Here is a 25,074-nt window from a genome sequence, read left to right as displayed (position 1 = left end):
TATCCAGGAATCACCTATATGAATGCTCCATTTACTTATGCATCGCCCACACTCAGCGTAGAGGCACTTAAGCATTCTATCGCCTATAAGCTGATGTTTACGATTGGTAAGGACCCGGTCATTGCCAATAAACATGAGTGGCTGAACGCCACGTTGTTCGCGGTGCGCGATCGTCTCGTGGAGCGCTGGCTGCGTTCTAACCGTGCGCAATTATCTCAGGAAACTCGCCAGGTCTATTACCTGTCCATGGAGTTTTTGATTGGCCGCACGCTTTCCAATGCACTGTTATCGTTGGGTATTTATGACGATGTCAAAAATGCGCTGGAAGGTATGGGGTTGGATCTTGAAGATCTGATCGACGAAGAAAACGACCCGGGTCTTGGCAACGGCGGTCTCGGGCGCCTGGCGGCCTGTTTCCTGGACTCACTGGCAACGCTGGGCCTGCCGGGACGCGGCTACGGTATTCGTTATGACTACGGCATGTTCAAGCAGAACATTGTTGATGGCCGACAGAAAGAGTCGCCGGACTACTGGCTGGAATACGGTAACCCGTGGGAATTCAAACGCCACAATACGCGCTACAAAGTGCGCTTTGGCGGGCGTATTCAGCAGGAAGGCAAGAAAACGCGCTGGATAGAAACCGAAGAGATCCTCGCGGTTGCTTACGACCAGATTATCCCTGGTTACGACACTGACGCCACCAACACGCTGCGCCTGTGGAATGCCCAGGCCAGTAGCGAGATCAATCTCGGTAAATTTAACCAGGGCGACTACTTTGCGGCGGTGGAAGATAAAAACCACTCCGAGAACGTCTCCCGCGTACTGTACCCGGACGACTCCACCTATTCGGGACGCGAACTGCGTTTGCGCCAAGAGTATTTCCTGGTCTCCTCCACGGTGCAGGACATCCTGAGCCGTCATTACCAGTTGCACAAAACCTACGACAACCTGGCGGATAAAATCGCCATTCACCTCAATGACACCCATCCGGTGCTGTCGATCCCTGAGCTGATGCGCCTGCTGATCGATGAGCACAAGTTCAGTTGGGACGATGCGTTTGAGGTCTGTTGCCAGGTCTTCTCGTACACCAACCACACCTTGATGAGCGAAGCGCTGGAGACCTGGCCCGTCGATATGCTGGGCAAAATTCTGCCGCGCCATCTGCAAATTATCTTCGAGATCAACGACTACTTCCTTAAGACCTTGCAGGAACAGTACCCGAACGATACCAGCCTGCTGGGGCGGACGTCGATTATCGATGAATCTAACGGTCGCCGCGTACGTATGGCATGGCTGGCGGTGGTAGTGAGCCACAAGGTTAACGGTGTTTCCGAGCTGCACTCCAACCTGATGGTGCAGTCGCTGTTTGCTGATTTTGCGAAGATTTTCCCGACTCGTTTTTGCAACGTCACCAACGGCGTGACGCCGCGTCGCTGGCTGGCGCTGGCTAACCCGTCGCTCTCTGAAGTGCTGGATGAGAATATTGGCCGCACCTGGCGAACCGATCTCAGCCAGCTCAGCGAGCTTGAGCAGCATTGCGATTATCCGCTGGTAAATCAGGCGGTGCGCCGTGCGAAGCTGGAGAATAAAAAGCGTCTGGCCACGCTCATTGCCCAGCAGCTTAACGTGGTGGTGAACCCGAAATCGCTGTTTGATGTGCAGATCAAGCGTATTCACGAATACAAACGCCAGTTGATGAACGTGCTGCATGTAATCACCCGCTACAACCGCATTAAGGCCGATCCTGACGCCGAGTGGGTGCCGCGTGTGAATATCTTCGCCGGTAAAGCGGCTTCGGCCTATTATATGGCGAAGCACATCATTCACCTGATCAACGACGTCGCGAAGGTGATCAACAACGATCCGCAAATTGGCGACAAGCTGAAAGTGGTGTTTATCCCCAACTACAGCGTCAGCCTGGCGCAGGTGATTATTCCTGCTGCCGACCTGTCTGAGCAGATTTCTCTGGCCGGGACCGAAGCCTCTGGTACCAGTAATATGAAATTTGCCCTCAACGGCGCGCTGACCATCGGGACGCTGGACGGCGCCAACGTAGAGATGCTGGAGCACGTGGGCGCAGAGAATATCTTTATCTTTGGTAATACGGCGGAAGAGGTCGAGGCTTTACGCAGCCAGGGTTACAAGCCGCGTGAGTATTACGAGAAAGATGAAGAGCTACACCAGGTGCTGACGCAGATCGGCAGCGGTGTATTCAGCCCTGAGGAGCCGGGACGCTATCGTGACCTGGTGGACTCGCTGATCAACTTTGGCGACCACTATCAGGTTCTGGCGGATTATCGCAGCTACGTTGACTGCCAGGATAAGGTTGATGAACTGTATCGTCACCCGGAAGAGTGGACCACCAAGTCGATGATTAATATCGCCAACATGGGCTACTTCTCGTCGGACAGGACGATTAAAGAGTACGCCGAAAACATCTGGCATATTGATTCGGTGCGGTTGTAACAAGGGATAGGGTTAACTGTAGGCCGGATAAGGCGCTAGCCGCCATCCGGCAAAAAGCCCGGTGGCGCTGACGCTTACCGGGCCTACAGGGCGCTCGTTGCCGGGGGCGCTTCGCTTGCCCGGCCTACGTTCGTGTACTTGCTTACGACGCCAGCGACAGCTGGTGCTTCTCAATATACTCCGTCAGCCACTGGGTCATGCGCGACTGCTGCTCAGCGTTCAGCCACATACCCTCTTTCGTGCGACGCCACAGCGCATCTTCCGCGCGACGAACCCATTCGTGATCGACCAGATATTTCAGCTCGGCCTCATAGAACTCATGGCCGAAGTCTTCACCTAACTCGGCAAGCGAGGTGGCTTCGCCGATAATCCATTCGGTGTTGCTGCCGTAGGTGCGGGAATAATGGCGTGCCAGCGACTCGGTCAGGAACGGGTAGCGACGGCGCAGTTTGGCCGCGTAATCTTCGCGATCGCCGCCAATGTCACCACCTGGCAGAATGCACTCTTTCGTCCACGCCGGACCAATGCCCTGATAGTACGACGCCAGTTTTTCCATCGCGTGTTCAGCCAGCTTACGGTAGGTCGTCAGCTTACCGCCAAAGACCGACAGCAGCGGCGCTTTGCCATTTTCGTCGTGGATATCCAGCGTGTAATCACGGGTGATAGCCTGCGGCGAGTCGGACTCGTCATCGCACAGCGGACGCACGCCCGAGTAGGTCCAGACGATATCGTCACGGCCAAGCTGTTTCTTAAAGTGCGCGTTGTAGACCTTCAGCAGGTAATTGATTTCGCTCTCATCAATTTTCACCGCTTTCGGGTCGCCTTTGTATTCAACGTCGGTCGTCCCGATGATCGAGAATTCGTCCATCCATGGGATAACAAACACAATGCGTTTATCTTCGTTTTGCAGAATATAAGCCTGCTTCTGGGTATGTACGCGCGGAACCACAATGTGGCTGCCTTTAATCAGGCGAATGCCGTACGGCGATGGCAGATGCATGCCGTCGTCGAAGAACTCTTTCACCCACGGGCCGGTGGCGTTGACCAGCCCACGTGCCTGCCAGGTGTGCTTTTTGCCAGTATCAATATCTTCAGCTTCAACAATCCACAAACCGTTTTCACGGCGAGCAGAGGTGGCACGCGTGCGGGTTAATACTTCCCCGCCTTTGCGTACGACCATTTGGGCGTTTGCCAAAACCAGTCGCGCATCGTCTACCCAGCAGTCAGAATATTCGAAACCGCGCACAATCTCAGGTTTCAGTACGGAGTCTGCGCCAAAACGCAAACCGGTAGAACTCGGCAAACTGGTGCGTTTGCCCAGATGATCGTACATAAACAGACCAATGCGGATCATCCAGGCCGGGCGCAGGTGCGGGCGATGGGGTAGACGAAAGCGCATAGGAAAGGCGATATGCGGTGCCATTTTCAACAGCACTTCACGTTCGGCCAGCGCTTCGCTCACCAGGCGAAATTCGTAATGCTCCAGGTAGCGCAGGCCACCGTGAATGAGTTTGGAGCTAGCGGAGGAGGTTGCGCAGGCTAAATCCTGCGCTTCCAGCATCAGCACGGATAAACCGCGTCCAGCGGCATCTGCCGCGATACCGGCACCGTTGATGCCTCCACCTATCACAATCAGATCTTTGGTTTCCATGCTGGCCTCTCGCACTTTCGTTATAGCTCATTAATGTTCGTTATCGAGCATAATAGCAAAGATTCGCGCCATTGGTAACATCGGATAAACAATTTACAGTGATACATATAACATTATGGCGTTTAACTGCCGTCGGGACGTACACTAAGAAGTAACATGTCCGAAAAGCGTCACCTGCCATATAAAGAAGAGAGAGCAATGGATCAGTTTGAATGTATTAATGTCGAAGAAGCGCATCAGAAGCTGCATCAGGGGAGCGCGGTGTTGGTGGATATCCGCGATCCGCAAAGCTATGCGATGGGTCATGCCCCGCAGGCGTTTCATCTGACGAACGACACGCTGGGGTCGTTTATGCGCGAGCATGATTTCGACACCGCCGTATTGGTGATGTGTTATCACGGCAACAGCAGTAAAGGTGCGGCGCAATATCTTCTTCAACAAGGCTATGACGCGGTTTACAGCGTTGATGGCGGCTTCGACGCCTGGCATCGACATTTTCCGGCAGAAGTGGCATACGGTTCGTAAGGCTATACCCAAATTAATTCGAGTTGCATCGCGACGGCGACGCAGCGAATCTCCGGGAGCGTACGAACAGTACGTGACCGGAGTGAGCGAGGAAAGCCAACAAAGATGCAGCTCGAAGTAAGAAGGGTATATATACTGTCCTCTTTTGTGTGGATGAAGCGACAGCAACCATGTTGATGATTACCTCTTTTGCTAACCCCCGCGTGGCGCAGGCATTTGTTGATTATATGGCGACACAGGGCGTTATCCTGACGATTCAACAACATCAGCAAACGGATGTCTGGCTGGCGGATGAGTCCCAGGCCGAGCGCGTGCGTGCTGAACTGGCGCGATTTCTGGAGAATCCGGGCGACCCGCGTTACCTCGCGGCAAGCTGGCAGTCAGGCCAGACCGATAGCGGTCTGCGCTACCAACGTTATCCGTTCCTGGCCACATTGCGCGAACGCGCAGGCCCGGTAACGTGGGCGGTGATGGCCGCATGTGTGGTGGTGTTTATCGCCATGAACGTGCTGGGCGACCAGGCGGTGATGCTCTGGCTGGCATGGCCGTTTGACCCTACGCTGAAATTTGAATTCTGGCGTTATTTTACCCACGCTTTTATGCACTTCTCGCTGATGCATATTCTGTTCAACCTGCTGTGGTGGTGGTATCTCGGCGGTGCGGTTGAAAAGCGTTTGGGCAGCGGAAAACTGATAGTCATTACCGTGATCAGCGCCCTGCTGAGCGGTTATGTTCAGCAGAAATTTAGCGGTCCGTGGTTTGGTGGACTGTCTGGCGTGGTATATGCGCTGATGGGCTATGTGTGGTTGCGCGGCGAGCGCGATCCGCAGAGCGGTATTTTCCTGCAGCGTGGTTTGATTATTTTTGCTTTGATCTGGATTGTTGCCGGCTGGTTTGATCTGTTTGGCATGTCGATGGCGAATGGCGCACATATCGCCGGGCTGGCCGTGGGTCTGGCAATGGCGTTTGCCGATACTATTCATGTGCGAAAACGAACGTAATTTCAGGGAACCATAATGAAGCAAACACAACGACATGACGCGATCATTGAACTGGTAAAAAAACAGGGATACGTCAGTACTGAGGAGCTGGTGGAGCATTTCTCCGTTAGCCCGCAGACGATTCGCCGCGATCTTAACGATCTGGCCGATCAGAACATGATTTTGCGCCATCACGGCGGCGCGGCGCTGCCATCCAGCTCGGTCAACACCCCGTGGCATGACCGTAAAGCGACGCAGACGGCGGAAAAAGAGCGCATTGCACGCAAAGTTGCCACGCAGATCCCGAATGGCTCTACGCTGTTTATTGATATCGGCACTACGCCGGAAGCGGTGGCTCACGCGCTGCTCAATCACAGCAATTTACGTATCGTGACCAACAACCTCAATGTGGCGAATACGCTGATGGCGAAAGAGGATTTCCGCATAATCCTCGCCGGTGGCGAACTGCGTAGCCGCGACGGCGGTATTATGGGCGAAGCGACCCTCGACTTCATTTCTCAGTTCCGACTGGACTTCGGCATCTTAGGGATCAGCGGCATCGACAGCGATGGTTCTCTGCTGGAGTTTGATTATCACGAAGTTCGCACCAAACGCGCGATTATTGAGAATTCACGGCATGTGATGCTGGTGGTGGATCACTCGAAATTTGGGCGTAACGCGATGGTGAATATGGGCAGTATCAGCATGGTGGATGCGGTGTATACCGACACGCTGCCGCCCGCTGGCGTGATGCAGGTTATCGCGGACCATCATATTCAGTTAGAGCTGTGCTGAGATAATTGCCTGATAAGCGTAGCGCATCAGGCATTAACTAAACCCCATATCCCATCATCTTCAGCAGCTTCTGCGCATGTTGCACCGCATCCTGACGATGTGCGACGCCAAGTTTTTGGTACAAATTGCGGATGTGCGTCTTGATGGTCGTTGCCGCGACGGCCAGCTCTCCGGCGATCTGCTCGTTGCTGTAGCCCGAATAAATCAGTCCCAGAACCTGCCATTCGCGCTGGGTCAGCGGACTGGTGCGGATAAGCTCCGGCACTTCCGGATGAGTAAGCAGACGCTCAACGAATCCTTCATCGAAGTGGGCGAATTTATGGCGGTGGTGCTGGTTAATCTCGCGCAAAATGCGCTGGGCGCGGTGTTGATCGAGCTCCGGTAAGGTATTGAGCTGAATCAGCTGGCGCAGTTGTTGCGCCATGGCCTCGCCTTCAATAACAAAGTGACTGATAAACCCGGTGCGGTTCGCCAGCTGCAGCGCATCGAGTAATACGCGCTGGGCGTCATTTTTGCGCCCTGCCTGCCAGTACAACTGATTAAGCAGCAGCAGGTTACGGTTCAGATCGCTCATCAGACGCAGATTGCGCGCATTTTCATTCAACTCTTCCAGCACAATTTCAGCCGGTTCAAACTCGCCGAGCAGGATCTGCGCGCGGGCGATGTTGCGCCACTGGCTTTGCAGGAAGTGGTTATTGGCGAATTCCGGTTTCGGCGTGTGGCGCAGCCAGTTGGCGGCCGAGTTTTTGTCGCCTACCATTTGCCAGTAAATCACCCGCACCTTATCGGCGTTTGAGATCCAGTCGCTGTGATAGTGGCCGTTGCCCAGCAGGTTTTCCAGACGGTTAAGCAGGCTACGCGCATTGTCCAGATCGCCCCGCGCCAGCGAACACTGAATCAGCAATGCCAGGCACTGTAGCTGTTGCTGCGGCTGGAAAGTGGAAAGCAGTTCAATACCCGAGCGGGCAGACGCTTCGGACTCGTCCAGACGCGCCCATGCCCACAGTAGCTGCGCGCGAATGCGTACCAGGAACTCGTGCATCGGCAGTTGTTCCAGATGCTGCTCTTTGATCAGTTGAAACGCTTTTTCCTGAGTCTCCCAGGCGGCCTGTAAAAAGCCCTGGGCAAACAAAATCTCGCTTTGCTGGATAAGGCTCCACAGCGCGTAATGCCAGACGTCATGATGGCGGGCCATTTGCTCGGTTTGCTGCATCAACGCCAGAGAGCGCGTGAGATCGCCCTTACAGTGCAGGACTTCGCCGTGCACCGAGGTGGCGACGATACGGCTATAGAACCAGGCGATGGGTAACTCATCCAGCGCCAGTTTCGCCAGACGCTCGGCTTCGTCAGGGTTTCCGTCGTTAATCGCTACCTGCGCCCGCAGGGCGTTGAATTCGGCGTGCAGCGTTGGTTCCATGTCGCCTTTTATTTCCTGCTCAGCGCGCGCCAGCAGAGTGTTAACCTCTCCGTAGCGGTGCTGGCTTTGCATCAGCCAGGCCTGGAGCAGAACCAGACGCGGGTTTTCCAGCAGGCTTTCCCACGGCAGAGCTTTCAGCGACTCTTCCAGCAGCGTCAGCTCGCTGTGGTTAAACAGTCCCCACGCATGATTAAGCAGGATGTCGCGGAGCATATGGGCGTCGCCTGCCGCCAGCGCGTGGTGGATAGCTTCGCTGGGGAAACCTTGCGCCATCCAGCTTTCCGCGGCAGCGCGGTGTATTTCGGGCAGTTCGCTCGCCAGCTCCCACTGACAGCGCTGGCGTAAAAAGCTGCCAAACAGCGGGTGATAACTGAACCACTCGCCAACGTCATCCATACGCTGCAGGAATAAGCCTTGGCGCTCAATCTCCTCCAGCCGCATCTGGCCGTTTTCTTCCCCGGTAACGCGGACGATCAGCGCATCGTTCATGGAGCGCAGAATGGCGCTTTTCAGCAGGAAGTGACGGGTGCCGAGGTCGACGCTGTCCAGCACTTCATCAACCAGGTAATCAGATAAATGGCTGGCGTTGATCCCGGCGAGGCGACGTGCCGACTGGTGAGCAGAGTTATTGTTCTGGCGGGCGGAAAGGGCAATCAGTTGTAACGCTGTGGCCCAGCCAGCAACGTCATCACACATCCGGCTGCTTTCAGCCGCTTCAATGGGGGAGGACAAACGTCGGTCGAAAAATTGTTTGGCTTCCTGATGGTTAAAGGCTAACTGTTGGCTGCCTATCTCCAGTAGTTGATCGCGTACCCGCAGGTTAGCAATGCCCAACTGCGGCAGGTTGCGCGACAGCACGACCAGCGTAAGGTTCTCAGGCTGGTGACGCAGGAAAAACCGCATCGCTTCGTGAATAGCCGGATTAGAGATCAGATGATAATCATCCACCACCAGGTAGAGCGGGCGGTGCCACTCGGCCAGTTCGATAAATAGCTGGGCAAACAGTGACGTCAGGCTGGCGTATTGGCGCTTTTGCACCATCGCTTCGCTGGTGGTGCAATGTCCACCGGTTGCCTGCTGGATGGCGGCGATCAGATAGCTCGCAAAACGTTCTTGCTGATTATCGCCTTCATCCAGAGAGTACCAGCCTAAGTCGTTCTTCCCCGCCGCCCATTGTGAAACCAGCGTCGTTTTTCCATACCCAGCAGGACTTGTTATCAGGGCGAGCCTGAAATTGTTCGCGCCGGAAAGTTTAGCCAACAGGCGCTCACGAACCACCGTATGGTCGAGTCGAACCGGACGACTTAATTTAGACGGAATCAACATAAGTTAGTCACTTCACTGTGTGAAAATGGGGAAGAGTGATTTTTTTTGCGCTTCGTAATTAATGGATATAAGGTCGGCCAGATTAGAGTTTTATGCAAGCTAAGCGGACTTTTTGTGTGTCTGATTTTGCACTATGTCACAAATCTATACATCTATTACATTAATTGGTTTAAAGAGTCGCAACAGGCGTGGCGACTGGATCCGTCGTTATTTTGACTGCGCCGAAAAATGCCTCATTTTTTATAAGGCTACTCAGTGAGTTAATGTAAAGCACCGAATCTTGTGGCCGACTTAAAAGTTTCATGTGAATTATCTTATCTGGCCCAGGTATTTCAGGTTAGAAACTATTTCTCTGTTTACACATTGTTTCCCCACCGTCACCCCACTATTTGATATTGTCGATTTATCCCTTGCTATTAATGCGTCGTCCGTTGGGTGTTTTGCGGGATTACGCGAATTTACGGGCGATTACGCTACCTTTAAGTGGCAGCGATCACATTTTTATGCTCATCCCCGCTCCTCCTCCCTGCCTAATCCGTGCCAGGATGAGGAATGTCAACAACGAGCCAGGCAAACTAGCGATAACGTTGTTTTATTACCTAAGGATCTGGAACCCCTATGTCACAGCCTACTTTCAACAAAGATCAATTTCAGGCTGCCCTGACACGTCAGTGGCAGCGCTTCGGTTTACTGTCGGCTCAAGAAATGACGTCGCGCCAGTGGTGGCAAGCAGTGAGTGGGGCGTTGGCTGAGTTACTCAGCGCCCAGCCTGCGGCAAAACCGGCAAAAAATCAGCGTCACGTTAACTACATCTCGATGGAGTTTTTGATTGGTCGTCTGACCGGTAACAACTTACTTAATCTCGGTTGGTTTCAGGCGGTGAGCGATGAGCTGAAAGCGCATGGCGTCAACCTGACCGACCTGCTGGAAGAAGAGATCGATCCGGCGTTAGGTAACGGTGGGTTGGGGCGTCTGGCGGCCTGCTTCCTTGATTCGATGGCGACGGTCGGCCAGTCGGCGACGGGCTACGGTCTCAACTACCAGTACGGCCTGTTCCGTCAGTCGTTTGCCGATGGGCAACAGATGGAAGCCCCGGACGACTGGCATCGCGGCAGCTATCCGTGGTTCCGCCACAACGAGGCGCTGGATGTGCAGGTTGGAATTGGCGGCAAAGTCACCAAAGAAGGGCACTGGGAACCAGGATTTATCATCACTGGTCAGGCCTGGGATCTGCCGGTTCTTGGCTATCGCAACAGCGTGGCCCAGCCGCTGCGTCTGTGGCAGGCCAGCCACGCGCATCCGTTTAACCTGACCAAATTTAATGACGGCGATTTCCTGCGGGCAGAGCAGCAGGGCATCGACGCCGAAAAACTGACCAAAGTGCTGTACCCGAACGACAACCACACCGCGGGTAAAAAGCTGCGCCTGATGCAGCAGTATTTCCAGTGCGCCTGCTCCGTAGCCGACATTCTGCGTCGTCATCATCTGGCAGGGCGTAAACTGCATGAGCTGGCTGATTACGAAGTGATTCAGCTTAATGATACCCACCCGACCATCGCGATCCCAGAGCTGCTGCGCGTGCTGATTGATGAGCACCAAATGAGCTGGGACGATGCGTGGGCCATTACCAGTAAAACCTTTGCTTACACCAACCATACCCTGATGCCGGAAGCGTTAGAGTGCTGGGACGAGAAGCTGGTGAAAGCGCTTCTGCCGCGCCATATGCAAATCATCAAAGAGATTAACGACCGCTTTAAGACGTTGGTCGATAAAACCTGGCCGGGTGATGCTGAAGTCTGGGCGAAACTGGCGGTGGTGCACAACAAACAGGTGCGCATGGCTAACATGTGTGTGGTCAGCGGTTTTGCGGTTAACGGCGTGGCGGCGCTGCACTCCGATCTGGTGGTGAAAGATTTGTTCCCGGAATATCACCAGCTCTGGCCGAATAAATTCCATAACGTCACCAACGGGATTACCCCACGTCGCTGGATTAAGCAGTGCAACCCGGCGCTTGCCGCTCTGCTGGATAAATCGCTGAAAAAAGAGTGGGCCAACGACCTCGACCAGTTGATTAACCTGGAAAAATACGCTGACGATGCGAAGTTCCGTCAGCAGTATCGTGACATCAAGCTGGCGAACAAAGAGCGACTGGTGAAGTTTATTAAAGCGCGTACCGGTATTGAGATAACGACCAACGCGATTTTTGATATTCAGATTAAACGTCTACATGAGTACAAGCGTCAGCACCTCAACCTGCTGCACATTCTGGCGTTGTACAAAGAAATTCGTGAGAACCCGCAGGCCGATCGCGTGCCGCGCGTATTCCTGTTTGGCGCAAAAGCCGCGCCGGGTTACTACCTGGCGAAAAATATCATCTTCGCCATCAACAAGGTTGCGCAAACCATCAATAACGACCCGCAAGTGGGTGACAAACTGAAGGTCGTCTTCCTGCCGGATTATTGTGTCTCGGCGGCGGAAATGCTGATCCCGGCGGCGGATATCTCTGAGCAGATCTCAACCGCAGGGAAAGAGGCTTCCGGCACCGGTAACATGAAGCTGGCGCTGAACGGTGCGTTAACCGTCGGTACGCTGGATGGCGCAAACGTCGAAATCGCCGAGAAGGTGGGTGACGAGAATATCTTCATCTTTGGTCATACCGTGGAAGAGGTGAAGGCGCTCAAAGCCAAAGGCTACGATCCGGTGAAATGGCGTAAGAAAGACAAAGTGCTGGATGCTGTCCTGAAAGAGCTGGAAAGCGGGAAATACAGCGATGGCGACAAACATGCCTTCGACCAGATGTTGCACAGTATTGGCAAGCAGGGCGGTGACCCGTATCTGGTGATGGCGGACTTCGCGGCCTACGTTGAAGCTCAGAAGCAGGTTGACGTGTTGTATCGTGACCAGGAAGCCTGGACCCGGGCGGCGATTCTGAATACCGCGCGTTGCGGCATGTTCAGTTCGGATCGCTCCATCCGCGATTATCAGGCTCGTATCTGGCAGGCGAAACGTTAAGGGATCGCGATGGAAAGCAAACGTCTGGATAATGCCGCGCTGGCGGCGGGGATCAGCCCCAATTACATTAATGCCCACGGTAAACCGCAGTCTATTGGCGCCGAAACCAAGCGGCGTTTGCTTGACGCCATGCATCGCACCTCCGCCGCCGTTCAGGTGGCGGTGACGCCGGTGCCGAATGTCATGGTTTATACCGCTGGTAAGAAAATGCCGCTGGCGGTTGAGGGAAGCGGGGAGTTTAACTGGCTGCTGACTACCGAAGAGGGCGTGCAGCACAAAGGGCATGCCGTCGGCGGTAAATCTTTTAACCTTCCAGCCAGGCTGCCGGAGGGGTATCACACGCTGACTCTGACCCAGGGCGAGCTGCGCACCCATTGCCGCATCATCGTCGCGCCGAAACGCTGCTATGAGCCACAGGCGCTGCTTGCCGGGCAGAAGCTGTGGGGCGCATGCGTTCAGCTCTACACCCTGCGCTCGGAAAAAAACTGGGGGATCGGCGATTTTGGCGATCTCCGCACCATGTTGGTGGATGTGGCGCAACGCGGGGGCGCGTTTATCGGGCTTAATCCGATTCACGCACTGTATCCGGCGAACCCGGAGAGCGCCAGCCCGTATAGTCCATCGTCACGTCGTTGGCTGAACGTTATTTATATTGATGTTAACGCAGTCGATGATTTCCACCTGAGTAAAGAGGCACAGGCCTGGTGGCAGAAACCTGCGACGCAGCAAGCTTTGCAACGCGCGCGCGATGCTGAGTGGGTTGATTATTCTGCCGTTACCGCACTGAAGATGACGGCGCTACGTATGGCGTGGAAAAGCTTCTCTGCGCGCGATGATGAGCAGATGGCGGCATTCCGCCAGTTTGTGACTCAGGAAGGGGATAGCCTCTACTGGCAGGCGGCCTTTGACGCGTTGCATGCCAATCAGGTGAAAGAGGACGCATTGCGCTGGGGCTGGCCGGTGTGGCCGCAGGCATTCCAGTCGGTGGACTCGCCAGAGGTAAAACGCTTCTGCGAAACACATCGTGATGATGTGGATTTCTACCTGTGGTTGCAGTGGCTGGCGTATAGCCAGTTTGCTGACTGCTGGAAAACCAGCCAGGGCTTTGCGATGCCGATTGGACTGTATCGCGACCTGGCGGTTGGCGTGGCCGAAGGTGGGGCGGAAACCTGGTGCGACCGCGAGCTGTACTGCCTGAAAGCCTCGGTGGGCGCACCGCCGGACATTCTCGGTCCGCTCGGACAAAACTGGGGACTGCCGCCGATGGATCCGCACATCATCACGGCACGCGCTTACGAACCGTTTATCGAATTGCTGCGCGCCAATATGCAGAACTGTGGCGCGCTGCGCATCGACCATGTTATGTCGATGCTGCGTCTGTGGTGGATCCCTTACGGAGAAACAGCCGATCACGGTGCCTACGTGCATTATCCGGTAGATGATCTGCTTTCCATTCTGGCGCTGGAAAGTAAACGTCATCACTGCATGGTGATTGGTGAAGATCTGGGTACCGTGCCGGTGGAGATCGTCAGCAAGCTGCGTGACAGTGGTGTCTATTCCTACAAAGTACTTTATTTTGAGAATGACCATGAGAAGAACTTCCGTGCGCCGAAAGCGTACCCGGAACAATCAATGGCAGTCGCGGCGACGCATGACCTTCCTACGCTTAAAGGTTATTGGGATAGCGGCGATCTGACGCTCGGTAAGGCGCTGGGTCTGTACCCGGATGAAGTCGTGCTGCGTGGGTTGTATCAGGACAGAGAACTGGCGAAACAGGGGCTGCTGGACGCGCTGCACAAATACGGTTGCCTGCCAAAACGTGCTGGTCACAAGGCGTCCCTGATGTCGATGACGCCGATTCTTAATCGCGGTATGCAACGCTACATCGCTGACAGCAATAGTGCGTTGCTGGGCCTGCAACCGGAAGACTGGCTGGATATGGCTGAGCCGGTCAACATTCCGGGGACCAGCGACCAGTACAAAAACTGGCGGCGTAAGCTCACCGCCACGCTGGAACAGATGTTTGCCGATGAGGGCGTGAATAAGCTGATTAAGGATTTGGATAAGCGCCGCAAAGCGGCCGCGAAGAAGAAGTAAAAAAGCCGGGGATTTCCCCAGCTTATTTATGGTGCTAGATCGTAGGCCGGATGGCAGCTTTGCCTTATTCGGCCTACGAGCCGTCTCGTTTAAACCACCATACCCAGCAGCAGACACCCTACCAGACCGCAGACGGAGATAATGGTTTCCAGCATTGACCATGACTTGATGGTCTCACCGATGGTCAGGTTGAAGTACTCCTTGAACAGCCAGAAGCCTGGATCGTTCACGTGGGAGAAAATGACGGAACCGGAACCAACCGCAATAACCATCAGCTCTGGGCTTACGCCGGTCGTTGCAATCAGCGGCGCCACAATCCCACCTGCTGTAATCGCAGCAACGGTCGCGGAACCCAGTGCGATACGCAGTACCGCCGCGATAGACCATGCCATCAGCAGTGGAGACACGTTAGAGCCGTGCATCATTGAAGCGATGTATTTGTCCACGCCGCTATCAACCAGGACCTGTTTGAAGGCACCGCCACCACCGATGATCAACAGCATCATTGCGATGATTTTGATTGAGGACACCAGCGTGTCGTTAATCTGATCCATCGAACGTCCACGGTTCAGACCAAAAGTGAACATCGCAATCAGCACTGCGATAAGCGTTGCCATGACCGGGTCGCCGAGGAACTCTGCAACCGTCAGGAAAGCATGACCTTTTGGCAGAATCATCTCCGCCACGGCGCGCATTGCCATCAGGATAACCGGTACCAGAGAGGTCCAGACGCTGACACCAAAGCCAGGCATCTCTTCTTCAGTAAAGGTTTTCGCGCTGTACAAACCTTCCGGGATTGGCTTATCGATGCCTTTCAGGAAACGAGCGTACACCGGACCGGCGAGAATAACGGTTGGGATTGCCAGAATTGTACCAAACAGCAGGGTTTTACCCATATCTGCGTGGAAAATGGTGGCAATAGCGGTTGGACCCGGGTGTGGCGGCAGGAAGCCATGTGTTACGGACAGCGCAGCAGCCATCGGTACGCCAACGTACAGCAGCGGGATATTGGCAGCAGCGGCGATGGTGAACACCAGCGGCAGCATCAGCACGAAGCCGACTTCGTAGAACAGGGCAAAACCGACGGTGAAGCCAGTTAATACCACCGCCCACTGGATATGTTTTTTGCCGAATTTAGCAATCAGGGTGGTTGCGATGCGCTGTGCGCCGCCGCAGTCCGCCAGCATTTTGCCCAGCATGGCGCCAAAACCCATAATCAGGGCGAGGCTGCCAAGGGTTCCGCCGACGCCGGCTTTAATCGAACCGATGACTTTATCCAGTGGCATCCCTTGCATCAATCCGACAGCAAGCGCCACCAGGACGAGAGCGATGAAACCGTTCATTTTGAAACGGATCATCAGGAGGAGTAACAAGATTACACCGATAGCAACGATGACTAATGGCATGATTTACCTGGCCTTTACTTTGTTATGGGTAACGTCAGTGTTTAGATGACAAATTCCGATTGTCCCGACCGGGAACAGAGTATTCTCAGCACCAATGCTGGTTGCCTTCAAAACTAATCAGTTTAGCTGGCTATTATGTGTGTATTAGGTGCTGATACGAATGATACGGGTAACATGTGGCGCTTGAAAATCACCTGGGCAGGCAAAATTTAAATTATGAGAGGCTGGTCAAATTATGAGGGGGATTGTTGCAGGATAGATGCCAGGACAGAGGGGGACGCCGGAGACCGCGATTACACTGCCATCCGGCGTTAATGCCCGATGGCGACGCGGGGCGTCTTATCGGGCTATAGAAAGTCTACAGGTTTGGGCGTTAGTAGTAAGAGTGCTCGCCGCGCTGGTGTTCGGTTAAATCGCGAACGCCTTTCAGTTCAGGGAATTCAGCCAGCAGCTGTTTCTCGATACCTTCTTTCAGCGTGACATCTACCATTGAACAGCCGTTACAGCCGCCGCCAAACTGCAGAATGGCGTAGCCTTCATCGGTGATTTCCATCAGAGAGACGCGACCGCCGTGGCCAGCCAACTGAGGGTTGATCTGCGATTGCAGCATGTACTCCACGCGTTCCATCAGCGGCGCATCATCGGCAACTTTACGCATTTTGGCGTTTGGCGCTTTCAGAGTCAGTTGAGAGCCTAACTGGTCGGTCACGAAATCGATTTCTGCATCTTCCAAATACGGTGCGCTCAGTTCATCAACATATGCGGTCAGCAGGTCAAATTTAATGGCGGTGTCGGTTGCTTCCACGGCGTCCGGCGGACAATAAGAAACGCCGCATTCAGCGTTAGGCGTGCCGGGATTAATCACAAATACGCGGATTTGTGTCCCTTCTTCCTGATTTGCCAGCAGTTTGGCAAAGTGCGCTTGTGCAGCATCGGAAATATGGATCATAGTAATGGCCTAATAGTTGACTATTTTACTTGGTTATAATACGCCCATCATCGAGGCTCTACAAGGTTCGACACAGGCACCATACCTGGACAGTCGCCGCGCCGTTGCGTAAAAGCAGCTGCGCGATTTCCGCGACGGTACTTCCGGTAGTGACGACATCATCCACAATAACCATATGGAGTCCCCGCACCGGCAATTCAAGGCGAAAGGCGTTTTTCAGGTTACGTTTACGTAATCGGGCGCTGAGATGGTGCTGCGTGGCCGTCGCCCGAACCCGCGTGATGGCCTGGCTGTTCCAGTCGCAGCCCAGCCAGCGCGCCAGAGGGCGGCACAATAAATCGCTCTGATTAAATCCTCTGCGCCAGTGTCGGCGTTGCCAGAGCGGAACGCTGACCAGCCTGTCCGGCAGAGGAAGGCCGCTGGCGCGCCGGGCCTGTAATACCTCCAGCAACAGTAAACGTGACAGGGCGCAGGCCATTTCGCTGCGTCGCGAAAACTTGAGCTGGTGGATAAGCCCGCTCAACGGTGGAATGTAGTCGCTGACCGTGACCAGTCGCTGCCACGGTGGTGGTTTTTGCAGGCATCGCCCGCAGGGAATGACGGTATGAGCGGCAGGGAGGCCACATTGAGGGCACAGGCTGCCGCGCTGACGCGTTGCCCGCGTGCAAACAGAGCAAATCCCCCAATGCCCCAACGTCAGGGGCATTCGGCATAGCCAGCACAATCCCGGTACTGTTAGCATAGAAGCATCCTTTCAGGCTAAAAGAGAACAATAACTGATGAATGACATCTGGTGGCAGACCCAGGGTTCGGGAAATTGCCATCTTGTGCTGCTGCACGGATGGGGACTGAATGCGCAAGTCTGGAATTGCATAAGTGAGGAACTGAGCTCGCATTTCACGCTGCATCTTGTCGACTTACCGGGATTTGGCCGCAGCCAGGGTTTTGGTGCAATGTCGCTGGAAGAGATGGCTGAGCGGGTATTAAAACAGGCGCCGGAGAACGCTATCTGGCTCGGCTGGAGTCTGGGCGGGCTGGTTGCAAGCCAGGTGGCGTTAACGCATCCTGGCCGTGTTCAGGCGCTGGTGACCGTGGCGTCTTCCCCTTGCTTTAGCGCGCGAGACGAGTGGCCGGGTATCAAGCCAGAAGTGCTGGCAGGCTTCCAGCAGCAGTTGAGCGAAGATTTTCAGCGTACGGTGGAGCGTTTTCTGGCATTGCAAACGATGGGTACGGAAACCGCGCGTCAGGATGCGCGAGCGTTGAAGAAAACGGTGCTGGCTTTACCCATGCCGGAAGTCGAGGTGCTTAATGGCGGGCTGGAGATCCTGAAAACAGTCGATCTGCGTGAGCCGCTGTGCTCGGTGGTTATGCCTTTCCTGCGGATGTATGGTTATCTTGACGGGCTGGTTCCGCGCAAAGTTATCCCGATGCTGGATGCCCTGTGGCCCCAGAGCGAGTCATTGGTGTTTGCTAAGGCGGCGCATGCGCCATTTATCTCGCATCCTGCTGAGTTCTGCGCAGCGCTGGTGGCGTTGAAGCAGCGGCTATAAATTCGTTGCGTTGCCCGGCACAGCCACGCTTGCCGGGCTTGAGATTAATGACTGCGCGCAGCCAGATCCTCAGCGGTCAGACCGGTAATTCTGAAGATGGTCAGCGGGTCTATACCATCAGCCTGCATGGTTGATGCAATTCGTAAAGCTTCCTCTCGTTTGCCTTGTTGCAGACCTGTTTGTAACCCTTCCTCTAACCCCTCTTGTAGCCCTTTCCTATGACCTTCCTGAAGACCATTAAAGTGCCCTTCTTGTCGTAATCTTTCGGCGATAGTCATCAGCTTTTCCTTATGTTGGGGTAAACGTTCGGCGACTTCATATAGGAACTCGCCAAAATGTGCGCTGTCCCCGGCCTGCAGTAAATAATTAAACAGGGCTTTCAACTGGTTGTCATTAGCGTGTCCTTTAACAAGCAGGATGGCCAGCTTTTCTACCAGCCCCATCAAATCGCGTTTACGAATATGTTTTTGGATGAGTTCCAGCAGCGCCATCCGACGATGCTGCATGATCTCGTCATCGGGCATGACGGTGATATCGATCAGTGGAAACGCGGTACTATAAAGTTGTCTGGCGGATTCAGGGTCATCAAACTCGTCCAGCCAACAAAGTGAGTAGGGGTATGGGCTTGCTGAGCCATGATAAAAAAGCATGGGGATCACCAGCGGGAGTTTCTTATGGCCTGCCGCTAAATGGCGGTGCATTACCGCAATGGCATAACGCATCAGCCGAAATGCCATATGGCTATCGGCGGTGCTCTGATGCTCAATAATGGTGTAAATATAGCCATCGCCTTCGCGCGTTTTTAACGACCACAGCACATCGGAATAGTAGGCGCGCAAATCGTCCTCAATAAAACTGCCGGATTCCAGTTGCAGCGTTTTAAGATCGCAAAGTTTTTGCAAAGAGGCTGGAAGATGAAGCTGAATAAAGTCGCGTGCGGTTGCAGGGTTGTTTAAGAACGTTTTGAAAATCGCGTCATGCGGTGTAGCTGTCGTGTCAGTATTCATGGCGATCCGTCACCTGAGAAACAAGATGACGGGACTCTACTTCTCTGGTCGGCAGTAATCATCCACGAGTTGATAACGATGCGCGGCAGGCTGGAGGATAGATCTGTTTTGCTGAAAACAGAGAGGTCTTTGTGGAATCCATTACGCAAAAAGCCGGATATTAGCTTAAACGCTATATCCGGCCTGAACGTTTGCAGTTATTTGTAGGCCGGATAAGCGTAGCGCCATCCGGCATCGAACTAGCGTAAAGCCCACCACTCGCGCAGGCAGGCTTTACCTTGCGGACAATTTTTGCAGCTTCCGGAGAGACACCCGTCGGCATCTTCCTGAATCCGCATCGCTTTGCCCATCTTTTCTAACTGATTCAGCATGGCGTCAATCATGGGCTGCGGGGTATGCAGCGTGTGGCTAATTTGTGTCGCCTCCATGCGCCCCCGCAAAGCCAATAAATCACGAACCTGAATAAGCGATGCCATCGTCGATAACCTTAGTGGCAATCGCCAGTGGTGCTTGAACAACAGGAACTTGCCGTCCTGTTGGTTGCCAGCAGCGCGAGGTCCACGCGGCTGCGAGCTCGACGCAGCAGGCCCAGCAACACGATGTTAAACAGGATGACGGCTAAAATGCACACCAGACTGTAGGTCGGGTGTTCTTTGTAGCTGACCGTCTGATAAAACAGCGTCGACAGAGAGTAGGCGATGTTCAGACCCCACAGAATCGAGAAGCTCATCCAGCCACGGCTGGATTCACGTGCGATTGCGCCCATCACTGAAATGCACGGTACATACAGCAGAACAAAGATCAGGTAGCTGTACGCGGCGGCGGCGCTGCCAAATTTCTCGCCCATCACGCCCATTGCGCCTGTCGCCATTTCACCGTCGCCCTTGCTGGCTTCGATAGGGTTAGCCAGCACGCTCAGGCTGAAGGTGTCTTTCAGGCTTTGCCAGGTTTCATCCACCGCGCCGAGCAGTTCGTCACCGAGGTGGAAATCTGCCGGATTGAACTCTTCTTCCTGAATGTTTTCTGCGGTATAGAGCGTGTTCAGCGTACCGACAACCACTTCTTTCGCCATCGCGCCGGTAAACAGACCTACGGTTGCCTGCCAGTTATCTTCGTGAACGCCAATCGGCTTAAAGACAGGGGTAATAACGCGGCTAACGGAGGCCAGAGCAGAGTCGTTGATGTTGTCGACGATTTTTCCGCTCAGCGAGAAGCTGTTAAACGCGCTGAGGAAAATGCTGACGATGATGATGACTTTACCCGCGCGCAGAACGAAGCCTTTCAGGCGTTGCCAGGTCTGAATGATCAGACTCTTAATGTGCGGCACGTGGTACACCGGCAGCTCCATCACGAACGGCGTTGCTTCACCACGCATGATGGTGTGTTTGAGCATCAGACCGGTCAACACCGCCATAACGATACCCAGCACGTACAGTGAGAAGACCGCCAGCGCGCCATTCTGACCAAAGAACGCTGCGGCGAAGACGGCGAAAATCGCCAGACGTGCGCCACAGGACATAAACGGCGCCATCATGATGGTCATCAAACGCTCACGCGGGGCATCCAGCGTACGTGCGCCCATTACAGACGGTACGTTACAGCCAAAGCCGACGATCAGTGGGACAAACGATTTGCCCGGCAGTCCCAGCGCTTGCATCAGTCGGTCCATCACAAACGCGGCGCGCGCCATGTAGCCGGAGTCTTCAAGGAAGGAGAGGAACAGGTACATCATGCCGATTTGCGGTACCAGCGGCAGCACGGTGTTAATCCCGCCGCCAAGGCCCTGGGCCAGGAAGATGGTAAGCCAGTCCGGGAAGTGCAGCGTGTAGCCAATCCACTGAATACCATGGATAAAGAGCGCCACGGAGCCGACGTCAAACAAGGGCTGCAGCGCGCCGCCAATGTTGATGGCGAGCAGGAACATCAGGTACATCACGAACAGGAAAATCGGCAGACCAAGGAAGCGGTTAAGGACGATTTTATCTACAGCGGTGGTGAAACGGCTTGGCTCTGCCGTCAGGGTGTTACTGACGGTATCACAGATAGCGGCAATGCACTGATAACGCGCATCGGCGATATGCAGCGCCGGATCGTCCATTGTCTCGCTCAGGCGCGCAATGGCGGCATCAAGGTTTTGCGCGGCATCACCGGCGTAAGCACGGCTGTAGATATCGCCTTCCAGCATCTGCAGGCCCAGCCAGCGACGCTGTTTAAGCGGCATATCTTTGGTCATCGCGTCGGCCAGGGAATCCGCTTCTTGCAGCAGCGGCTGGGCATAATGGACCAGCTCGACGGTGTCGTTTTCTTTATAGCGATCGATCGCCAGCTTCAGCGCTTCAATGCCGCGAGCGCGGGTGGAAACCAGCGGAACCACCGGGCAGCCAAGACGAGCGGAGAGGGCGTCGATATCGATACGGATTTGCTGCTTCTCAGCGATATCCAGCATGTTCAGTGCGACGATGCAGGGGATGCCCAACTCAAGCAGTTGCAACGTCAGGTAGAGGTTGCGCTCAAGGTTTGAAGCATCGACCACGTTGATCAAGAGATCCGCGTCGCCGCTTAAAATATAGTGGCAGGCAATCTGCTCATCGAGAGAAGTTTGCGATGAGATTGTCGTCAGGGAATAGGTGCCGGGTAAATCGACCAGCGTGACCTGATGGTCCGTTGTGGCGAAATGACCTTCTTTACGCTCAACGGTAACGCCAGCCCAGTTGCCTACACGCTGGCGCGCGCCGGTGAGCTGGTTGAATAAAGTTGTCTTGCCGGAATTAGGATTACCAATTAAACCAATGGTTAGTTTTTTCATTTTTATAGACTCACTGTATTAACAGGAAACCGCTTCCACTTCTAATAACGCCAAATCCTTTTTACGCAATACCAGACTTACGCGACGCGTTTCGATATGGATAGGATCGCCGAGCGGGGCGACGCGTACCACGTTGAAGGATGAGCCGGGTAGCATGCCAAGTGACAACAGTTTCTGACGATAAGCTGGGCTGATTTCACGGGCAAAACCGGTAATTTTCCACGCACTGTCAGGAGTGAATTGCATAGGGACCTACTTATATCTCGCTAACTGGATGATTAACTCATGGGGCGAAAGGGCGGCATGAGACCAGATGATTAGCCAACGTAAGGAAAGAGTAAATAATCAACAAATCAATGATAATGAGAATGGTTTCTATCATCAATAGAATAAATGTGACGGAATGTACAATTGGATAATAATTTGAGCCAATTTTGATATTCCTCAATATTTATTCTGGTTGGGCATGAAGGATTCACGGAAGTAATTAGTGAGGCTCTTAATGTTTAATTAAGGTTTCATCTGTTAATGAAGTGATAAATATATTGTGGAGCAAAGCGGGAAATAGATTAAATATGCCGGATGGCGACGCTCATGTGTCTTATCCGGCCTACAAATTAATGGCGACAACCAGGCCGGAGAGGGTGTTTACTCCACCATCCGGCACACGGTTTAAACTTAGCGCTTTTTACCCATTGCCGCCGCCAGCGCATCCATCATGGCGCTGTTGCCCGCAGGCTGGGCGTCACGACCACGCGGTTTCGCGGCTTTCGGCGCCGGGCGATTGCTCTGAGTGCGATCGTTATTCCCGCCGCCGCGACGCGCATTGGTTTCACCCGGCTGCTCGTCCAGACGCATGGTCAGCGCGATACGCTTACGCTGCAGGTCCACTTCCAGCACTTTCACCTTCACAATGTCGCCCGCTTTCACCACGGTGTGTGGATCTTCGACGAACTTATTCGACAGCGAAGAGATATGCACCAGACCATCCTGATGCACGCCAATATCAACAAACGCGCCGAAATTGGTGACGTTGGTGACAGCCCCTTCCAGAATCATTCCCGGCAGCAGATCGTTCATGGTTTCGACGCCATCAGCAAACTGCGCGGTTTTAAATTCAGGACGTGGGTCACGGCCCGGTTTTTCCAGCTCTTTGATGATGTCGGTGACGGTCGGCACCCCGAAGCGTTCGTCGGTAAAATCGGCGGCTTTCAGATTGCGCAGTTCGCTGCTGTTGCCCATCAGATCGCGCAGCGATTGCTCGGTGGCGGCCAGAATGCGTTCCACAATCGGATAAGCTTCCGGGTGAACGGTAGAGGCATCCAGCGGGTTATCGCCGTGGTTGATACGCAGGAAGCCCGCGCACTGTTCAAAGGCTTTAGGCCCCAGACGGCTGACTTTTAGCAGTTGCTGACGGTTCTGGAACTGACCGTTCTCATCGCGCCAGGCGACGATGTTTTGCGCCATCATGCGCGTCAGGCCGGCAACGCGGGTCAGCAGTGGTACGGAGGCGGTATTCAGATCGACGCCGACGGCGTTCACACAGTCTTCCACTACCGCATCCAGCTTACGCGCCAGCTGCGTCTGGCTAACGTCGTGCTGATACTGGCCCACACCGATAGATTTCGGATCGATTTTCACCAGCTCAGCCAGCGGATCCTGCAGACGACGGGCGATAGACACCGCACCGCGTAGCGAAACGTCGAGGTCCGGGAACTCCAACGCCGCCAGCTCGGAAGCAGAGTAAACCGATGCCCCAGCTTCACTGACGATCACTTTCTGTGCCGTCACTTGCGGGAATTGCTTCTGTACGTCGAGGAAGAAACGCTCGGTTTCGCGCGACGCCGTACCGTTACCAATCGCCACCAGCTCAACGTTATATTTTTCGCATAACGCCGCAACGGCAACGGCGGCTTTGGCGGCCTGGCCGGTATGCGGATAAATGGTATCGGTCGCGACCAGCTTGCCGGTACCGTCAACTACCGCCACTTTTACACCGGTACGCAGACCAGGATCGAGCCCCATGGTGGCGCGCAGTCCGGCCGGGGCGGCCATCAGCAGGTCATGCAGGTTACGGGCAAAGACGTTGATCGCTTCATCTTCCGCACGTTCGCGCACGGTACCCATCAGCTCGGTTTCAAGGTGCATCAGCACTTTGATGCGCCACGTCCAGCTAACCACGCCTTTACGCCAGCTGTCGGCAGGTGCATTGTTCAGGCGCAGTCCCAGGTGATCCTGGATAATCTGCTCGCCGTGGCTCTCTTTTGGCGGCTCATCGAATTGCGGATCGGCGTTCAGTGAAAGCTGCAACACACCTTCATTACGACCACGGAACATGGCCAGGGCACGGTGGGATGGCACGGTGGAGATAGGCTCGTGGTGATCGAAGTAGTCGCGGAACTTAGCGCCTTCCTCTTCTTTACCGCTGACCACGGTGGCGACCAGGTGGGCGTTTTTCCACAGATAATCACGGACTTTCGCCAGCAGCGCGGCGTCTTCGGCGAAGCGCTCCATCAGAATGTAGCGGGCGCCGTCGAGGGCGGCTTTGGTATCCGCCACGCCGTTTTCGGCATTGAGATATTTTGCGGCTTCCGTTTCCGGGTCGTGGGATGGTTCGTTCCACAGCAGGTCTGCCAGTGGCTCCAGTCCGGCCTCAATAGCGATCTGCCCACGGGTGCGGCGCTTAGGTTTGTACGGCAGATAGAGATCTTCGAGTTCGGTCTTACTTAACGTGCCGTTGATCGCGTTCGCCAGATCCTCGGTCAGTTTGCCTTGCTCGCCGATAGATTTCAGGATTGCCTGACGGCGGTCTTCCAGTTCACGCAGATATCCCAGACGGGTCTCCAGATTACGCAGTTGCGTATCGTCCAGACCGCCGGTGATTTCCTTACGATAACGTGCGATAAACGGCACGGTGTTCCCTTCATCAAGCAGGCGAACGGCAGCTTCTACCTGTTCAGCACGAGCCTGAATTTCACCTGCGATAATGCGGCAGAAAGAATCATTCATCATGGATAGCTTCGTCTATAGGATAAAAAATCAGGGGATAGTTATACGGATTGACTGGCAAAAATGCCAGTCATCTAC

Annotated in this window: 17 protein-coding genes; 7 read left to right on the top strand and 10 right to left on the bottom strand. The window is 54.4% G+C overall.

Annotated elements, in window-relative coordinates; all coding sequences use genetic code 11:
* Nucleotides 1-18: 18 nt before the first annotated feature.
* Nucleotides 19-2,466: a glycogen phosphorylase gene (gene glgP / locus LA337_21935; GenBank protein ID UBI15781.1), complete on the top strand. Its 2,448-nt coding sequence runs from the start codon at nt 19-21 to the stop codon at nt 2,464-2,466.
* Nucleotides 2,467-2,608: 142 nt separating this feature from the next.
* On the opposite strand, the gene glpD is transcribed toward glgP, so the two are convergent.
* Entirely contained in the window at nt 2,609-4,117 is a 1,509-nt protein-coding gene (glpD, locus tag LA337_21930) for a glycerol-3-phosphate dehydrogenase (GenBank protein UBI15780.1), read from the bottom strand.
* A gap of 198 nt (nt 4,118-4,315) precedes the next feature.
* Here glpD and glpE point away from each other — a divergent pair, with 198 nt between their 5' ends.
* From glpE to LA337_21915, 3 genes are all read left to right on the top strand, one after another.
* Nucleotides 4,316-4,642, top strand: a complete 327-nt coding sequence (gene glpE / locus LA337_21925) for a thiosulfate sulfurtransferase GlpE (GenBank protein UBI15779.1) — start codon at nt 4,316-4,318, stop codon at nt 4,640-4,642.
* Nucleotides 4,643-4,812: 170 nt separating this feature from the next.
* Nucleotides 4,813-5,643 (top strand): rhomboid family intramembrane serine protease GlpG, encoded by an 831-nt coding sequence (gene glpG, locus LA337_21920; protein UBI15778.1) that lies wholly within the window; start codon nt 4,813-4,815, stop codon nt 5,641-5,643.
* A gap of 15 nt (nt 5,644-5,658) precedes the next feature.
* Nucleotides 5,659-6,417, top strand: coding sequence for a DeoR/GlpR family transcriptional regulator (locus LA337_21915; GenBank protein ID UBI15777.1), 759 nt, complete (start codon nt 5,659-5,661; stop codon nt 6,415-6,417).
* Between the two features lie 37 nt (nt 6,418-6,454).
* Here LA337_21915 and malT read toward each other — a convergent pair whose 3' ends face one another.
* Nucleotides 6,455-9,160 (bottom strand): HTH-type transcriptional regulator MalT, encoded by a 2,706-nt coding sequence (gene malT / locus LA337_21910; protein ID UBI15776.1) that lies wholly within the window; start codon nt 9,158-9,160, stop codon nt 6,455-6,457.
* 618 nt (nt 9,161-9,778) lie between these two features.
* On the opposite strand from malT, the gene malP reads away from it, so the two are divergent.
* A complete protein-coding gene (gene malP / locus LA337_21905) occupies nt 9,779-12,172 on the top strand; it encodes a maltodextrin phosphorylase (GenBank protein ID UBI15775.1) in 2,394 nt (797 codons plus the stop codon).
* A gap of 9 nt (nt 12,173-12,181) precedes the next feature.
* A complete protein-coding gene (malQ, locus tag LA337_21900; protein UBI15774.1) occupies nt 12,182-14,269 on the top strand; it encodes a 4-alpha-glucanotransferase in 2,088 nt (695 codons plus the stop codon).
* Nucleotides 14,270-14,358: 89 nt separating this feature from the next.
* On the opposite strand, the gene gntT is transcribed toward malQ, so the two are convergent.
* The 3 genes from gntT to gntX form a co-directional block, all read right to left on the bottom strand.
* On the bottom strand, nt 14,359-15,675 hold the full coding sequence (gntT, locus tag LA337_21895; protein UBI15773.1) for a gluconate transporter: 1,317 nt from the start codon (nt 15,673-15,675) through the stop codon (nt 14,359-14,361).
* Nucleotides 15,676-16,048: 373 nt separating this feature from the next.
* Nucleotides 16,049-16,624: a Fe-S biogenesis protein NfuA gene (gene nfuA / locus LA337_21890; GenBank protein ID UBI15772.1), complete on the bottom strand. Its 576-nt coding sequence runs from the start codon at nt 16,622-16,624 to the stop codon at nt 16,049-16,051.
* Between the two features lie 58 nt (nt 16,625-16,682).
* Nucleotides 16,683-17,366, bottom strand: a complete 684-nt coding sequence (gene gntX / locus LA337_21885) for a DNA utilization protein GntX (protein UBI15771.1) — start codon at nt 17,364-17,366, stop codon at nt 16,683-16,685.
* Between the two features lie 37 nt (nt 17,367-17,403).
* Here gntX and bioH point away from each other — a divergent pair, with 37 nt between their 5' ends.
* A complete protein-coding gene (bioH, locus tag LA337_21880; GenBank protein UBI15770.1) occupies nt 17,404-18,174 on the top strand; it encodes a pimeloyl-ACP methyl ester esterase BioH in 771 nt (256 codons plus the stop codon).
* 44 nt (nt 18,175-18,218) lie between these two features.
* On the opposite strand, the gene LA337_21875 is transcribed toward bioH, so the two are convergent.
* The 5 genes from LA337_21875 to LA337_21855 form a co-directional block, all read right to left on the bottom strand.
* Entirely contained in the window at nt 18,219-19,181 is a 963-nt protein-coding gene (locus LA337_21875) for an Rpn family recombination-promoting nuclease/putative transposase (GenBank protein ID UBI15769.1), read from the bottom strand.
* 239 nt (nt 19,182-19,420) lie between these two features.
* The gene (gene feoC, locus LA337_21870; GenBank protein UBI15768.1) at nt 19,421-19,657 is read right to left on the bottom strand and encodes a [Fe-S]-dependent transcriptional repressor FeoC; all 237 of its coding nucleotides are present in this window, start codon (nt 19,655-19,657) and stop codon (nt 19,421-19,423) included.
* 11 nt (nt 19,658-19,668) lie between these two features.
* Nucleotides 19,669-21,987, bottom strand: coding sequence for a Fe(2+) transporter permease subunit FeoB (gene feoB, locus LA337_21865; GenBank protein ID UBI15767.1), 2,319 nt, complete (start codon nt 21,985-21,987; stop codon nt 19,669-19,671).
* Between the two features lie 18 nt (nt 21,988-22,005).
* A complete protein-coding gene (feoA, locus tag LA337_21860) occupies nt 22,006-22,233 on the bottom strand; it encodes a ferrous iron transporter A (GenBank protein UBI15766.1) in 228 nt (75 codons plus the stop codon).
* Nucleotides 22,234-22,665: 432 nt separating this feature from the next.
* Entirely contained in the window at nt 22,666-24,999 is a 2,334-nt protein-coding gene (locus LA337_21855) for an RNA-binding transcriptional accessory protein (protein UBI15765.1), read from the bottom strand.
* Between the last annotated feature and the right edge of the window lie 75 nt (nt 25,000-25,074).

It is taken from the genome of Citrobacter europaeus, assembly GCA_020099315.1.
GTDB lineage: Bacteria > Pseudomonadota > Gammaproteobacteria > Enterobacterales > Enterobacteriaceae > Citrobacter > Citrobacter europaeus.
This window is presented reverse-complemented; position numbering and strand designations above follow the sequence as displayed.

Excerpts from the sequence above, each read along its gene's own strand:
- nfuA (UBI15772.1), bottom strand. The coding sequence starts at position 16,624 with ATGATCCATATTTCCGATGCTGCACAAGCGCACTTTGCCAAACTGCTG.
- malT (UBI15776.1), bottom strand. The coding sequence starts at position 9,160 with ATGTTGATTCCGTCTAAATTAAGTCGTCCGGTTCGACTCGACCATACG.
- glpG (UBI15778.1), top strand. The coding sequence starts at position 4,813 with ATGTTGATGATTACCTCTTTTGCTAACCCCCGCGTGGCGCAGGCATTT.
- gntX (UBI15771.1), bottom strand. The coding sequence starts at position 17,366 with ATGCTAACAGTACCGGGATTGTGCTGGCTATGCCGAATGCCCCTGACG.
- LA337_21875 (UBI15769.1), bottom strand. The coding sequence starts at position 19,181 with ATGAATACTGACACGACAGCTACACCGCATGACGCGATTTTCAAAACG.
- feoB (UBI15767.1), bottom strand. The coding sequence starts at position 21,987 with ATGAAAAAACTAACCATTGGTTTAATTGGTAATCCTAATTCCGGCAAG.
- LA337_21915 (UBI15777.1), top strand. The coding sequence starts at position 5,659 with ATGAAGCAAACACAACGACATGACGCGATCATTGAACTGGTAAAAAAA.
- feoC (UBI15768.1), bottom strand. The coding sequence starts at position 19,657 with ATGGCATCGCTTATTCAGGTTCGTGATTTATTGGCTTTGCGGGGGCGC.
- malP (UBI15775.1), top strand. The coding sequence starts at position 9,779 with ATGTCACAGCCTACTTTCAACAAAGATCAATTTCAGGCTGCCCTGACA.
- gntT (UBI15773.1), bottom strand. The coding sequence starts at position 15,675 with ATGCCATTAGTCATCGTTGCTATCGGTGTAATCTTGTTACTCCTCCTG.
- glpD (UBI15780.1), bottom strand. The coding sequence starts at position 4,117 with ATGGAAACCAAAGATCTGATTGTGATAGGTGGAGGCATCAACGGTGCC.
- glpE (UBI15779.1), top strand. The coding sequence starts at position 4,316 with ATGGATCAGTTTGAATGTATTAATGTCGAAGAAGCGCATCAGAAGCTG.
- LA337_21855 (UBI15765.1), bottom strand. The coding sequence starts at position 24,999 with ATGATGAATGATTCTTTCTGCCGCATTATCGCAGGTGAAATTCAGGCT.
- glgP (UBI15781.1), top strand. The coding sequence starts at position 19 with ATGAATGCTCCATTTACTTATGCATCGCCCACACTCAGCGTAGAGGCA.
- bioH (UBI15770.1), top strand. The coding sequence starts at position 17,404 with ATGAATGACATCTGGTGGCAGACCCAGGGTTCGGGAAATTGCCATCTT.
- malQ (UBI15774.1), top strand. The coding sequence starts at position 12,182 with ATGGAAAGCAAACGTCTGGATAATGCCGCGCTGGCGGCGGGGATCAGC.
- feoA (UBI15766.1), bottom strand. The coding sequence starts at position 22,233 with ATGCAATTCACTCCTGACAGTGCGTGGAAAATTACCGGTTTTGCCCGT.